10 protein-coding genes and 1 pseudogene are annotated in these 13,352 nt (G+C 53.2%); 2 read left to right on the top strand and 9 right to left on the bottom strand.

From position 1 onward, the window contains the following. Nucleotides 1-8 precede the first annotated feature (8 nt). The 5 genes from WBG83_RS06995 to WBG83_RS06975 all read right to left on the bottom strand — a co-directional run bounded on the left by WBG83_RS06995 (nt 9) and on the right by WBG83_RS06975 (nt 6,617). On the bottom strand, nt 9-878 hold the full coding sequence (locus WBG83_RS06995) for a helix-turn-helix transcriptional regulator (protein ID WP_336743893.1): 870 nt from the start codon (nt 876-878) through the stop codon (nt 9-11). A 150-nt stretch (nt 879-1,028) separates the two neighbouring features. Further along, a complete protein-coding gene (locus tag WBG83_RS06990) occupies nt 1,029-3,047 on the bottom strand; it encodes a methyl-accepting chemotaxis protein (protein WP_336743891.1) in 2,019 nt (672 codons plus the stop codon). Between the two features lie 339 nt (nt 3,048-3,386). Further along, a complete protein-coding gene (locus WBG83_RS06985; protein WP_336743889.1) occupies nt 3,387-4,235 on the bottom strand; it encodes a sugar phosphate isomerase/epimerase family protein in 849 nt (282 codons plus the stop codon). A gap of 104 nt (nt 4,236-4,339) precedes the next feature. Then, nucleotides 4,340-5,470, bottom strand: coding sequence for a Gfo/Idh/MocA family protein (locus tag WBG83_RS06980; protein ID WP_336743887.1), 1,131 nt, complete (start codon nt 5,468-5,470; stop codon nt 4,340-4,342). 388 nt (nt 5,471-5,858) lie between these two features. Then, a complete protein-coding gene (locus WBG83_RS06975) occupies nt 5,859-6,617 on the bottom strand; it encodes a YwaF family protein (RefSeq protein ID WP_336743885.1) in 759 nt (252 codons plus the stop codon). Between the two features lie 249 nt (nt 6,618-6,866). On the opposite strand from WBG83_RS06975, the gene WBG83_RS06970 reads away from it, so the two are divergent. Beyond that, nucleotides 6,867-8,831, top strand: a complete 1,965-nt coding sequence (locus tag WBG83_RS06970) for a hypothetical protein (protein ID WP_336743883.1) — start codon at nt 6,867-6,869, stop codon at nt 8,829-8,831. A 160-nt stretch (nt 8,832-8,991) separates the two neighbouring features. On the opposite strand, the pseudogene WBG83_RS06965 reads toward WBG83_RS06970, so the two are convergent. After that, nucleotides 8,992-9,630 (bottom strand): annotated as a pseudogene (locus WBG83_RS06965) (IS4 family transposase); the annotation flags it as partial. A 116-nt stretch (nt 9,631-9,746) separates the two neighbouring features. Continuing rightward, on the bottom strand, nt 9,747-10,253 hold the full coding sequence (locus tag WBG83_RS06960) for a hypothetical protein (protein ID WP_336743881.1): 507 nt from the start codon (nt 10,251-10,253) through the stop codon (nt 9,747-9,749). 378 nt (nt 10,254-10,631) lie between these two features. Here WBG83_RS06960 and WBG83_RS06955 point away from each other — a divergent pair, with 378 nt between their 5' ends. After that, nucleotides 10,632-10,853, top strand: coding sequence for a YwbE family protein (locus WBG83_RS06955; protein WP_336743879.1), 222 nt, complete (start codon nt 10,632-10,634; stop codon nt 10,851-10,853). 184 nt (nt 10,854-11,037) lie between these two features. On the opposite strand, the gene WBG83_RS06950 is transcribed toward WBG83_RS06955, so the two are convergent. Together WBG83_RS06950 and WBG83_RS06945 are read right to left on the bottom strand one after the other, a co-directional pair. After that, entirely contained in the window at nt 11,038-12,432 is a 1,395-nt protein-coding gene (locus tag WBG83_RS06950; protein ID WP_336743878.1) for a sensor histidine kinase, read from the bottom strand. A 3-nt stretch (nt 12,433-12,435) separates the two neighbouring features. Further along, on the bottom strand, nt 12,436-13,152 hold the full coding sequence (locus WBG83_RS06945; RefSeq protein WP_336743876.1) for a response regulator transcription factor: 717 nt from the start codon (nt 13,150-13,152) through the stop codon (nt 12,436-12,438). Nucleotides 13,153-13,352: the final 200 nt, after the last annotated feature.

Below are 13,352 nucleotides of genomic sequence, written 5' to 3'. Positions count from 1 at the left end.
GCATAAGGCTACTCCGGCTTTGTAAGAACATCGCCATTGCTGCGGGCTTCCCGCTTGAAGCGTTCCGGGGTGCTGCCCACCTGCTTCTTGAATACGCGGCTGAAATGCGCCAAATGCTTGAAGCCGACCCGAAAGCAAACCTCCGTCACCGACAGCTGCGAATCCATCAGGAAATGAATTTTGGCCTGATTAATACGTCGCTGGTACAAGAAATCGAAGATCGTGACCCCGGTAATCTCCTTGAACATTTTGACCAGATAATATTTGCTCATATGAAGATGCTCCTGCAGCTCATCCAGATGAAAATCATCCATATAATGCCGGTCCAGATACGAAATCATGCGCTGCACTGTCTTTTCCTTATCGCTGGGAAGCTCTCTCTTGTCTTTAAGCGGAGATTGGCAGTGCTCGTACACTGCAAAGAGCAAATCGGCCAGAGCCAGCTTCAGCCGGGCCTCACCGACTGCGTCCTGCTGTTCCTTTAACTCCTGCATCCGTGCAAGCAGCCGATTCATCTCGGCCAAAGCCTCACCCTGCAGGGAAAAACGATAGTTCCCCAGCTCCTGAAAGGGCTGAAGCACCTCCAGCGGCTCAAAGGGCGCGAGCAGGGGAGCCAGGGAATGCGGGTCAAAATGAATCGTTGAGCGGACGTAGGTAACCGACGGATCGATTTTGGCGCAGTGCAGCGTCATCCCGTTCATGAGAATGACATCGCCCGGAGACAGCACATGGATGCGATCTCCGATTAAATAATTGCAACGGCCCTCATGGAAAAAATACAGTTCATACAGCGCATGCGAGTGAAACACCGGTTCAATGGGATGGGACATCCTGTAGGATAGCTGCAGCGTGCCGGGATATATGACAAATTCAGCCATCTGCAATCCTCCCTTGACCCTATAATGTGTTGCCGGTTCATTACGTCCAGAATACCACGTTTACGGGCATTCGTAAAAAAATCCCCCGCTCCGGCATACCTTCATGCGGAATGGGGGGATAGTGACTATATAGGTGCACCGCTGCGGACTCTACAGCTTGAATTGCTGAATTTGGCTCCGCAGCTTTCCTGCCATGTTAGCCAGCTCGGCTGAAGCGGAAGCCATTTCCTCCATCGAAGCCATTTGCTCTTCGGCAGCTGCGGAAACGTTCTGGGATTCCGCCGCAGTTTCGGCAGCTGAATCCGCAATCAGGCGTATCGATCCGACCAGCGTATTCGTGCCGGACACAATCTCGTCCGCCGCCGCCGATACGCCCTGGATGCTTAGCGCCACCTGCTGGATCGAGACGCGGATGCGGGCGAACCGCTCTCCCGCTTCCTCGCCCGCATGACGCCCTTCAGCCGCTTGAGCTACGGTCAGCTCCGAAGCGTGCAGCGTCCGTTCGGTTTCAAGCTGAATGCCCTCGATAAAACCGGCGATTTGCTCCGCCGATTCCATCGACTGACCGGCCAGCTTCCGGATTTCATCGGCTACGACAGCAAAGCCCTTGCCCGCTTCTCCGGAACGTGATGCCTCGATGGCCGCATTCAGGGAAAGAATATTCGTTTGCTTGGCAATTCCGCTAATTACGCCTACGACGTCACCGATTTTGCGGGACAAGCCGGCAAGATTGCGGATCGTCGCAGCCAACTCTCCGATCCCCTGCTCCATTTCGGACATTTTCCTGGTGAGCTGCTCCATCGATGCCGCCCCGTCATCCGACAGGCTGGATGCCTCGGCAGCAATCGAAGCGACATCCGTGCTGTGCGCTGCTGCGCCTTCAATTTGGGCGGCGATATTTTCCGCTGCTTGGCTGCCGTCCTGTACGCTGGAGGTTTGGCGCTCCGAACTCTCGGCCACCACTTGAATGGCTTCCGAGATGCTTTGCGCCACCTGCGCGCCCTGGTCCGCTCCGGCGGCCAGCTGCTGCGACGATTCCGTTAATTGCTCGGACAAGCTGTGAACTTCCTTCATCAGTCCCTGCATCTGTTCTCCGGCTGCATTAAACGATTTCAGTGCCAGGCTAATATCCGTTTTGCCCTTTACCGGGATACGGTGAGTCAAATCTCCGCTGGCCAGCAAATCAATGCCTCTCGTAAGCTGGCGAATCGGATAAACAATCCGCAGGGCAATCAGGATGTTAATGAGAAGGGCGATGACAACCATGCCTGCTCCAACCTTCATCATCAAATCAAGCAAATCGTTCACCGGCCTCATAATTTCACTTTCCGCCGCGAACACCGTAATAACCCATTTGGAATCCGTTACACTCATATAACCGATTTTGCGGTGGCCGTTCTCCACATAACGGATCAGATGCATGTTGCCTTGTAACGCATCCGTCAGGGCAGAATCCAGCTCTGTACTGCCTAAATCGGACATTTTTTTGTTCAAAATATACGATTCATCCGGGAAAGAAACGAACGTTCCGTCGCGCAGTGTCATAAACGCATTGCCGGTTTCGCCGAATTGAGCCGAGCTGACACTTTGGACGGCTTGATCGATGGCGTAGGAGGCACCGTAAAATCCGTACACTTTGCCATCCTTCATTAACGGGGCCCCAATAACAACGACCATCGTCTTCGTGGTTTTGGAAATAACAGGGTCTGAAACAAACGGCTTGCCTTCCTGCGCCTGTTTTATGTAAGGGCGATCAGAATAATCGACCGAATCGCCCCTGATGTTAACACTATTGGCTCCACTCAAGTCCGGCGAGTAAAACATGGATACAAATTCCGGATGCTGCTTCTGGGCCTTCACAATGAAATCCAAGTGCTTCTGCCGATCGGCGCCAAGCTCCGAGCCCTGCTGGGCAATAACCTGAACGATGGCCCGTTTTTCAGCGAGGTTCGCGTCAATTTTGCTTGCCAATAAATTCGAATTCAACTCCATCTGTCTCTCCGACTGCTTCTGCACCTCATTGGACGTCGGAGCATAAAACGTATACGAAATAACCCCGACGCAAGTCAGGATTATTGCCAGCGTGGATAAAACAATACGCCCTGCCGTTTGACGAACGGAGCCTAGAATTAATAACGTACGAATGATGTCTGCGCCCTTGGAAGCCATACCTGATCCCCTTTTTCTACGTTGAATGAAGTTGAAAATGTCTACTTTTAAATATCGGTCGCAGCAGGGTTCTTCTTTATCATTATTTTTGTAAAAATTTTGAAAACGGATACATCTCGTTTCTGACCGTAAGACTGCGTTCCCGTTTCAGGCAGTGGAGAACTGGGGCCTCCGTTCCTGTTCCATCCGGCCTGTTCCACAGATTCCGCTCCGTGTATCAACGTAACAACAGGAGCACCCGTTCATCTAGATAGGGGCAGAATCCAGCACAAAAAAACAGGCACCGCCCCCTGTATAAGGGCAAATGCCTGTTTCGTAAGGGCAGCCGGATCGCCAAAGCTAGAGCAGACTGCGTATATACGATGCAAAGTGGCGCAGCATGTCCTTCGACGAATACGTGCCGCTGAAATCCTCCACGCCGAGATATCCGTCATAACCGACTGCTTGCAAATCCTGAATTACCTGTCTCCACGGGACCATCCCGTGCTTTATCGGGCTCCAGCCTGACTTCCAGACCGTACTGCCGTCCTCTTCCGTCAGCTCCGGCCGCCATGTGCCGTTCTTCACATGCACGTGGGCCAAATAAGGCCCAAGCAGCTCCAGACCCATGCGGTAATTCTCAAAGCCTTCGTGCACCATGTTCCCGGGATCATACAATATGCCGATGGCATCCGGATCCAGTCCTTCGACCAGCCGGTATGCGGCGCTGGCGCTGGCCGCAATCGTGACATGATGCGTCTCGACTAGACCCTTCACGCCATACTGCTTGCAAAGCGGAACAATATCCTGCAAATAACGGCGCTCCAGCTCGAACAGCTCATTAAAATGCCGGCTGCGGTCGTAACCGGGCACACCTACCCGAATGAACCCCGCACCAAGCTTGGCTGCCGTGCCAAGCACCTTCTCCGTCCCTTCCACATCGCCTGCCGTCAAATACGGCGTAACGCTGACTGTTGTCAATCCATTGTCCGCCGCCGCTCTCCTGAAACGATCCAGATGAGCCTCATCCCCGGCAGGGTTCATTGTGCACAGGTTGTTGCGCCAGAAGGACGGATTCTCGCCTTGAAGCTCGGCCGGAATCTCTTTGTAACGCCACTCAACGCCGTCAATACCGGCTTGTTTGGCCGCCGCCGCCAGCTCCTCAGGGGTCAAATCCGGTGTTGCCACTGTAAAAACGGATAATTTCATCGTTCCTTGCCTCCCGTTTTCGATTTTGTTATCCTGCTTCACGCCCCGGCTCTATTCACCGATCGGTTTAGAAGCTTCTTTGTTCCTTAGCCGGTCTGTCTGCCTTACTTGCTGCTCCGAGTGGAAGCGGATTGTTCAATTCGTTCCTGCAGCAGGCGGTGAAACAGCTCTTCATCCAGCGGGAAATCCACCCAGTTGTCTGTCCAGGCTGACAGCAGCATAGCGTTGGACAAGGTCAATCCGTGTATGCCCTCCTGCCCCGGAGCCAGCAGCGGCGTTCCCTTCGCAATCGCATCGACCCAGTTCTGTGTCACTTCCTTGTGCTGCCCGCCGGTCCCTGGCGTAGGCACCTCGCACTTCCAGCATTCCGGTGACCCGAAGCCGCCGGTATACGTCCGGTTGAATTCCGGCTCCGGCACCCGCAGCCGCCAAAAGGTCAGCTTGCCGTCTTCAATGACAATTTTGCCCCGGTCTCCGGCAACCTCAAACCGGTTCGTCCCCGGTGCTTCACCGGTCGTTGTTACAAACACGCCCGTGGCCCCGTTCTCATATTCAACATAAGCGGTTACTTCATCTTCCACCTCAATGCGGCGGTGCTTGCCGAAATAGCAGAACGCCCGTATCCGCTTCGGCATAAGCCCGGTCGTCCACTGCCACAGGTCCAGCTGATGCGGGTCCTGGTTAATAAGCACGCCGCCGCCTTCTCCCGCCCAGGTTGCCCGCCAGCCCGCTGAATCATAATAGCTTTGAGATCGGTACCAATTCGTAATAATCCAATTCGTCCTTCGAATCTCTCCGAGCTCTCCGCCTGCAATCAAATCCTTCAGCTTCGCGTATAGCGGATTCGTCCGCTGGTTGTACATAATGCCGAACACCTTGCCGGATCGATCCGCCGCCTCATTCATCAGCCGAACCTGCTTCGTGTATACCCCAGCCGGCTTCTCCACAAGCACATGCAGCCCCTTCTCCAGAGCCTGAATCGCCACCTCGGGATGCACATAATGATGCGTGGCGACAAGAACACCGTCCACTGTGCCGGACGTAAGCATCGCTTCAACGTTATCAAAGCAGGCCACCTGCGGGCCATACTGCCGCTGTGCCCATTCCAGCCGCTCCGGTCGCATATCACAAACCGCAGTCAGCTCGGCTCCGCGCACTTCTCCCCGGGTCAAATACTTCGCATGCCCTTCCCCCATGCCGCCAAGCCCCACAATTCCAATCCGCACCTTCGACACCTGGTCCTCACCCTTTGCCCGATTTGTTCTGCACCAAAAGATTACGCTTTCATTTTAGCACAAAAAACCGGCCTCGCACTTCACTGACATTGGGCAATGTGCGGGCCGGATTTAACTTTGGTTGGTGTATACAATGTATCGATTTAGTGGTGAACACGTCATTTAACTAGACGAATAAGCTGTTATTAACTTGCTCTAGCCTTGCCCGTTCGGCATTCCATGTGCTATTGTGCGGGTGATTCAATATAGCTCCTTCATCATTTTCGGTTGTTATGACCGTGATTTGCCATCTATTGTCTATTCTAATTTTGCTGATGCATTGGCCGGTTCATACACAATGGACTTTTTGGGGATAACCCTCGTGATTTAGAAATCCGCAAGCTCCAGCCTAATCCTGCTTGGTAACAATTTGGCTCTGTGCTGCATTACCAAGCCCCGATTTAGCTCCAATCCAAAACGGAACATACATGAGCAGGAACAGAACGACAGCAATGCCTTCCAGAGATAACAAATACCACGGATAATCCCCGAGAGCATCCATTAAGCCTCCTTGCGAGGGCTTCTGGGAAACAAACATGTAATTGCCTCCCGTTACCGCATTGACCCCGAACACAAAGAGCAAATAGCCGTTGAGAAACAAGATCGTCGTGCCGACGGAACGAAGCGTGGGACGAAACTTCATGACCCACGTGGCAAAGAAACAAGCGAACATAATAAAAGCATGGGCAATAAAAAAATGCCAAAAACGAAAATGCGGAAATGGATACGACAAAGCAGGCGTTAGAATGGCCATCGCTGCGCCGCCGATCCCCGTAAAATACACAAATTCATACACACGCCTGCTCTTCATCAGGAGCATATACACGCATAGCATCAAGCTCAGACTGCAAAGCTGGAACGGAAGCCATTCGGCGGCATTCCATTCCTGCGTCGACGTCCCCCATACTTGCAGAGCCACTTCCGTTACCACAAGAACCACCGCGATGAACCATCGGCATAGCTGAGCAGCCCGCTTTTCTTGCAGCCTGTCTCTGAACAAAAATAGTAAGAGAATGCCCGCTATCGTGAAACCCATTGCCAGCCCATGAGACAGTGAAAATAATTCGAACCGCTCCGAGCCTAACGCGGCTGTAATCCAAGAATCCATTCCCCTCCACCTTTCCAGCAGAACGCGGCAGCGTATCAGCCATAGATTATCAAGAAGCGAAGCGTTACCGCTATGCTTTACCACATCCGGTCCCTGTTTTCTTCTCTATTGCCAATGGTATTTCCTGTTTTCCCTCCGAGATTTTTCTTCCAACGGATAGAAGCAATTCATCTTTCCAAGCCGCCCAGGTTCAAGCTACAATATAATTGTTAAATCATGGCGATAGTGCAATGAAGGGAACGGCTGCGATTGAAAAATCATTCGGCAAAATCACAATCCTCCTCCGGGAGAGGTAAATCCGGCGTAAGCCATACGAATGCCCGGCGGGTCAGCTCCGTACCACCCGCTTCCTATGCTGCCGCAGGGTTATTGCAAATGTCCCGCGCCTACGGCAACCGGGCGACTGCGAACTATTTGCGCAGCTCCCTGTCTGGCGACAGCGGTACAAGCTCTGCCTCCCAGCCTGTCGCACAAGCAAGCTTTAACAAGATGGAATCGAGCTACAAGCAGGATTACACTGTCGACGATCTGAAAACAGCTGAGGGCGATGACGGCAAGTTCACCTCCGTGTCCGCCGATTCCGGCTTGCCTACGTTCTATGGCGTCATTAAGCACACCTACGGAGCGAACGTCAACGATAACTGGTTTCAGTATACGAATAAATTGGGCGCCACCTGCGACCGTCCGCACAGCGTAACGGCACGCGTGAAGAAATCGGGCTCGGCCAAGGACCGCCAGGACAGTCAGGAAGTGACGGCCATCGGAAATCTGGGCTACGAGGAAATGCAGCTTCGCGAGGGCAATCGCTTCGGCCGTAAGACAACGTATAACGGCGGCCATCTCATAGGCTATCAGATTGTACGCGGACCAGAGGCGGATAATGAATGGAACGTGGCGCCGCAGGATACCATCAACAACCAGCAGGCCTATAATAACACCATCGAACAAATGCTCCGCGAGGCGGATATCGGTACGGTCTACGACTATACCGTCGATGTCAGATACGATCAGCTTAATTTCAGTGTGGACCAGGATCAACTGCTGGGCCTTGGCGTGCTGACTGCCATCGATTCCAATAAACCGTGGGAAATCCAGGTACCGGTGCGCGTGCCCTACAAATGGGATGCCGACGCGAAGCTGGTAAAGGGTCAATTCGGCAATCCCGTTAAAAAGGATGGCTCCTCCTACAAGCAGTACTCGGCGGCCATGAACGAGGCCGAGCTGAATTACTACGATGAATCGACCTCCGCGCGCTTTCATCTGAAGTATTCCGACGGAAAAGGCGCCGAGGCCGATCATGATGTAAACACGAGCCTGACCGATACGACCGGTATCCAAGGCATTCACTTCTCCATGTTTCAGCAGCTGCCGACCGACTTCCTAAAGAACACATCTCCTTCCTCCCAATGGATTAGCGGCTATGCGAATCAGGTAGCGGACTACGGAGACGTATCCAAAGGGTTAGCTGCCGAGGTGACGGGCATAGATCTAATTCATGCCCTTAAGCTGCAGAACCAGGCAATCTATCAGAAAATCAACAGCATCACCGAAGCCCCTACCGCGGTGATATGCGACCCTGCCGTGGCGCTGGAACAAAAGGCGACCGATATGGAGGAAGAGCACCTTAGCCATTTCATTGGACAATGGTCGGAAAATCAAGGAGAAGCGGCCTATATCGATCTTCAGAGCGTATATGAGCGCTTAACGGAGCTATACAACGTGAAATCGACGGACGAAAGCAACCTGGTCGAAGAGAGTAAGAAGTACGAAGAAATCGACAAAACCCACTTTGACAGCACCACAGATCCCGCGGTCCTACAAAAGGCTATCCTTACTTTAAAACAGCAAAAATCTGTCCTCATGCAAATCCTGAACAATCGGGAGGAGCGGCAGCGAATGAACCAGACGGCGCAGCAATTCGTGAACCGTTTCAATACCATAACAGACGACAGCTTGAGAATGGCTACAGCGGATAATGACAAGTATGTTTCGATCAGCGCGCGAATCAAAAAAGCAAGAGGCAATAATAGATCGCTGTTGGAAAATGAGTTAAAGCCGCTAAAAATAAAGAAAAATTTATTTAGGAAAAAATACCAGCGTATCGTAGGAAAGAACGTATTGGATAGAAAAAAAAATAAAGGGGGCATCCGCTACGCCAAACAAGAGTGGGTGAGGAAAGTAATCGCTTATCATAGGAAAAGGATTACGCATTAAGTTAACACAAAAAGCAAAGTCAACCCGCCCGGCTGCTGATGACCTTGCTTTTTGTTATCTCATTTGAATACCTCATATCCCTTCGCCCATCTGCTGGAAAGCAGACGAATCGCTGGAGCAGGTCAGGTTTATTAGGTGAACAGAAAAGTGAATTACGAACTCAACTTTCGCAGCATGAAATTGGTAGATAAGCCTGGATGTAATTGGGTAAAGCTGAGATCCACTGCTGGAGTTGACGTTGAAAGAGAGCCCGGCTTTGGTAACGACTTCATAGAGCAAATCGACCAGTTGCTGCAGGAGTCAAGCCCAGTCGAGCGTGCCCGCTTCGTCGCAAAGCAAATAAAACAGACCACCAAACGAACGGGCATTCGTACTTTGCCGAAGCTGCCAAGCGAGCAGAATATAGCGCGAGAACACAACGGTCGTATGACTGATGATCAACTCGTACGAACGGCCTTGGAATTTCCTTTTGCAGCGGCAGCAGCGATTTGGTGCACTTGAAGAATACTTCAATGTCCCAGCGCATCCGGTAAATGCGGATGATGTCCGAGGCCGTCAGGCTCAGGTCGGTTGAAAGAAGCGCCAGCCATTCGTTGTTCTTGGAATGATGGCGGACAAACACGGTTACCACCAGGACTCCTGGGGCGAGCGAGGTTCAGTTAAACCGAAGGAAGTTGCGATTCTCCCCTTCGACACGCGGGGCGACGGCGAATAGTTCCTTCAGGCTGAGCCGCTGCCCGTTCACGAGATAGCGCTTGTTGTCGTTCTTGACCATGCCGATCACATATGTCCCCATCTTGCTAAGCTTCCAGCAAATATTCCAGCAGTTATTCTGGCTGCTCGCCTTCTCTCAAATTTAAACACAGCAAAAAAGCCCGGATTCCCGGACTTTCGCTTCGTGTCTGACCGGTGCTCTTACTTACGGGAAAAGCCTTCTTCACGCAAATAGTCAACCGCTTCTTCATAGGTGTCGAAGGCGCTGTCCAGATTCAGGCCGGCATAGACGTACCACATCTCTTCTTCAAGCACAAGCCGGAGCTGAGCATGCTCGGTATTCACCCACTGCTCTTCCTGAACAGGCTGTTGTTCTTCTTCAGTATCAGCTTCTGCTGCGGCAGGCTCGCCTCCCGCATTTTCATCCGTTTGAAGGGACAAGGACTGAATGGAGGCCCGAATAAGCTCACGCAAATCGTCCGCTTCGTATTCCCGGATGTTAACCATCCCCCGGTCATCGGTTTCAACATCAGGCAGGAGGCCCGCATAGACGAATCCGTTGCCGTTCGGATGAAGGTGGTAGACAACTGTTTTTTTCTCGTGAACGCTTTGCTCGTAATGAAAATTGATGCGGCCCAGCGAGACTTGCCTGCGGTCCAGCTCCGGGAAGGTCTCAATAATGGCCAGCTTTTGTTCAAATGTCAGCATACTGGGGTAAAATACTCCCTTCAACAAACAAAATATGTAGTGCCCATTATACCACATTACGTTAAAAGAAAACGTATAAGGATCTAAGCCATCCGGCCTAGGCGCGCTTCCAGCCACAAATCGGTCCAATAATACGGGCAGGCCAGCTTTAAGAAAAAATTCTATATCGCGCGCAGTATAAGTATAACGTTGGGCTCGACGGAAAACCTCGTAGATCAAAGCACACGTCCGTCTTCCTGTGCGTTGGAGCATGACGGAAATCAGCCACGTGTCCTCCAATCATAGGCCAGCGTCATTTTATCGTATAATAAGGAAAACCGAGAAAACGCCGTTCCGGCAGGAGGCGGCTTTTCACACTTTGAAGGAGATGGATAAACCATGACACTACACGCAGGACAAGCCCGCAGCCAGATCAAACCCGGACTGCTGGTGGATATTGTACTTAAGCAGGATCAGCGTTCCGGCAAAACCACCCGCGGCATCGTGCGCGATATTTTGACCAATTCGCCGACTCACCCGCACGGCATCAAGGTCCGGCTGCAGGACGGTCAGGTCGGCCGCGTAAAAGCAATTATCGGCTCAGGGCCGGACCAGCACTAATTGCTAATAGCAGGTAACCAGGGGCGGAAGCCGCATGTGAGACCTGGCAGCATGATTTATATGTACGGTTACTGGAGAAACAAGTCCAGACCTGCTTCACCCTTTCACACCGCCAAGCTCTGCGGACTGTACATCTGCAGCGCCAATCCGTAAGCGCCCGCAGCAGGGAGTCACGCGCCCTATGTCAGCCAATTGACCGGGGCGGCTGCAGCTGGGCGGCGGACTCCGCAGACCGGTATAAATTAGGAATATACACCCGGAATTCGGAGCCCTTGCCCAGCTCGCTGTTAACCTCAATCCGGCCGTCATGCGCTTCTGCCAGCGCTTTGCTGATGGAAAGGCCGATGCCGACACCGCCGCTAAACCGGGAACGGGATTTGTCGGCCCGGTACAGCCGGTTAAACACATACGGCAAATCCTCCGCGCCAATGCCGATGCCGTTATCCCGGCAAGAAATCAGCGTCTCCTCCTCCGTCCACTCCACAGCCAGCACAACGCTCCCGCCTTCGTGGGTGTATTTGATGGCATTGGACACAATGTTGGAGACAACCTGAATCAGCTTGTCCCGATCCGCCTGGGCGTAGCAGGGAACATACGGGTTGACGAACTGCAGCCGGATGCCCTTCTGCTTCGCCATGGAGGAGAAATTGCGGTACACGCTTTCCGCCAAATCGACCATATTGCAGCGCTTCATGTTCATCGTAAACCGGGCGGCCTCCGCTTCCGACAAGCGCTCCATATCCAGCATGAGGCGCGTCAGCCGGATCAGCTCCTCATAAATTTGCTCCAGCCACTCCACGTTAACCTCGTATATCCCGTCCAGCATCGCCTCCAGCTGTGATTGCATGCTGGTCAACGGAGTACGCAGCTCATGGGTGAAATCCACCATCAGGTGATGCCGCCAATCCTCCTGCTTCTTCAGCTCCAAAGCCAGCTCATTCAGGGTTAGGGCAAGCTGGCGCACCTCCTCCGGCCCCTTCAGCGGTGCACGCTGCTCCCGGTCGCCCAAGCGGATTTTGGAGGCCGTGGCCTGCAGCCGGTTTAAGTGCCTGGACAGCAGCCGGGCCGCCGCATAGCTGACCAGCACAGATAGCAGCGCCGCCGCAATGAAAACCCAGGTTGTACGCACGCGCATCGATTCTTGAAAAGCGAGCACGTTCGGGTCCAGCTCATCCGCTGCCTTCGGCCGGGCCACCTGCAGCCAGCCCCTCGTATCCCCGCGGGCAACGACCGGGAATTCCAGCATTTTGACCTCACCCGGGGGCTGGGAGCCGGTAAACATATCAAACCAAGGCTGGCGCCTGTCCTCCCCATACCGGATTAAAATACCGTACAAGGTCGCCCTGCGAGTCAGCCAGACGGCCTGCTCCTCCGTGTACGGCCCGACCGTCAATCCGGCATTGCGAATATCGTCCATCATTTTGTACGCTTCGATCTGCAGCTGTTCATTCTGATAGGCGTCGAAGACACTTTCCCAATTCATATCATAGACAAATGAAATCGCTGTCAAAATCAGCAAAAAGCAGCCCATTAACGTGACAAACAGCAGGACATGCATCTGGCGGAAGCGGCTCAGCATCGGTCAGGCATCCCTTTCATCGGAGGACGCGGCAAACTTATAACCGGCCCCGACCAGCGTCAAAATATACCGGGGCTCCCGCGGGTCACGCTCAATTTTTTTGCGCAAATTTTTGAGATGGGTATCGATGGAGCGGCTGTCCCCCTGGAACGTATACCCCAGCACCTGGTACGTTAAATCATTCCGGCTGAACAGCCGGCCTGGACGCGAGACCAGCACGCTCAGCAGCTTTAATTCAGTAGCCGTGAGATTGGCCTGCCGCCCGTCGACAAGCACCGTTCCCGCATCGGGCATCAGAACAAGCCGGCCCTGATCGAAGGAGAGCCTTGGCACCGCATCCGGCCGATCCGGTCGCTCCTTCTGGCCTGCGCGCCGCAGCAGAGCGTGAATCCGGGCAATGACCTCCTTCACCCGGAACGGCTTGGAGATGTAGTCGTCGGCTCCCAGCCTGAGCCCGGCTATCGTATCGGCCTCCCGTGACTTGGCCGTGATCATCATAAGAGGGACCAGTGAGGTGCCGCGGATGTTGGCGCATACCTCTTCCCCCGGCAGCCCCTCCAGCATTAAATCCAAAATCACAAGCTGGTACTCCCGCTCCCGGAACCACTCCAGCGCCTCTGTGCCGCTTGCAGTGCAATCGACGGTCCAGCCTTCATTTTTGATGTAGGCTGTCAGCACCTCACGGATTTTCGGTTCGTCCTCCACAAGCAAAAAATGCATAACACTCCTCCTTGTGTAAAGCGGATGAAGCCCTTGTTCCTTTATATTACAAATTTGTAAACCAAACAGCAAGATCGTACTGCAAACCAGCTTACAGCCCGGGGCAAAACCTCACTTTACATCACGGCAAACAGTCCGCCCGCTCCCTGCGGAACGGACAGACTCGGATTGAACGAACAGTATGCAGGTGGTTTGCCGCA

Source organism: Paenibacillus sp. y28 (assembly GCF_037137075.1).
Taxonomy (GTDB): domain Bacteria; phylum Bacillota; class Bacilli; order Paenibacillales; family NBRC-103111; genus JBBBNV01.
Note: the sequence above shows the minus strand (reverse complement) of the source record. Positions and strands in the feature narration are given on the sequence as shown.

Coding starts and splice junctions, on each gene's coding strand:
- WBG83_RS06990 (WP_336743891.1), bottom strand. CDS start 3,047: ATGGCTTCCAAGGGCGCAGACATCATTCGTACGTTATTAATTCTAGGC.
- WBG83_RS06985 (WP_336743889.1), bottom strand. CDS start 4,235: ATGAAATTATCCGTTTTTACAGTGGCAACACCGGATTTGACCCCTGAG.
- WBG83_RS06960 (WP_336743881.1), bottom strand. CDS start 10,253: ATGCTGACATTTGAACAAAAGCTGGCCATTATTGAGACCTTCCCGGAG.
- WBG83_RS06945 (WP_336743876.1), bottom strand. CDS start 13,152: ATGCATTTTTTGCTTGTGGAGGACGAACCGAAAATCCGTGAGGTGCTG.
- WBG83_RS06995 (WP_336743893.1), bottom strand. CDS start 878: ATGGCTGAATTTGTCATATATCCCGGCACGCTGCAGCTATCCTACAGG.
- WBG83_RS06955 (WP_336743879.1), top strand. CDS start 10,632: ATGACACTACACGCAGGACAAGCCCGCAGCCAGATCAAACCCGGACTG.
- WBG83_RS06950 (WP_336743878.1), bottom strand. CDS start 12,432: ATGCTGAGCCGCTTCCGCCAGATGCATGTCCTGCTGTTTGTCACGTTA.
- WBG83_RS06975 (WP_336743885.1), bottom strand. CDS start 6,617: ATGGATTCTTGGATTACAGCCGCGTTAGGCTCGGAGCGGTTCGAATTA.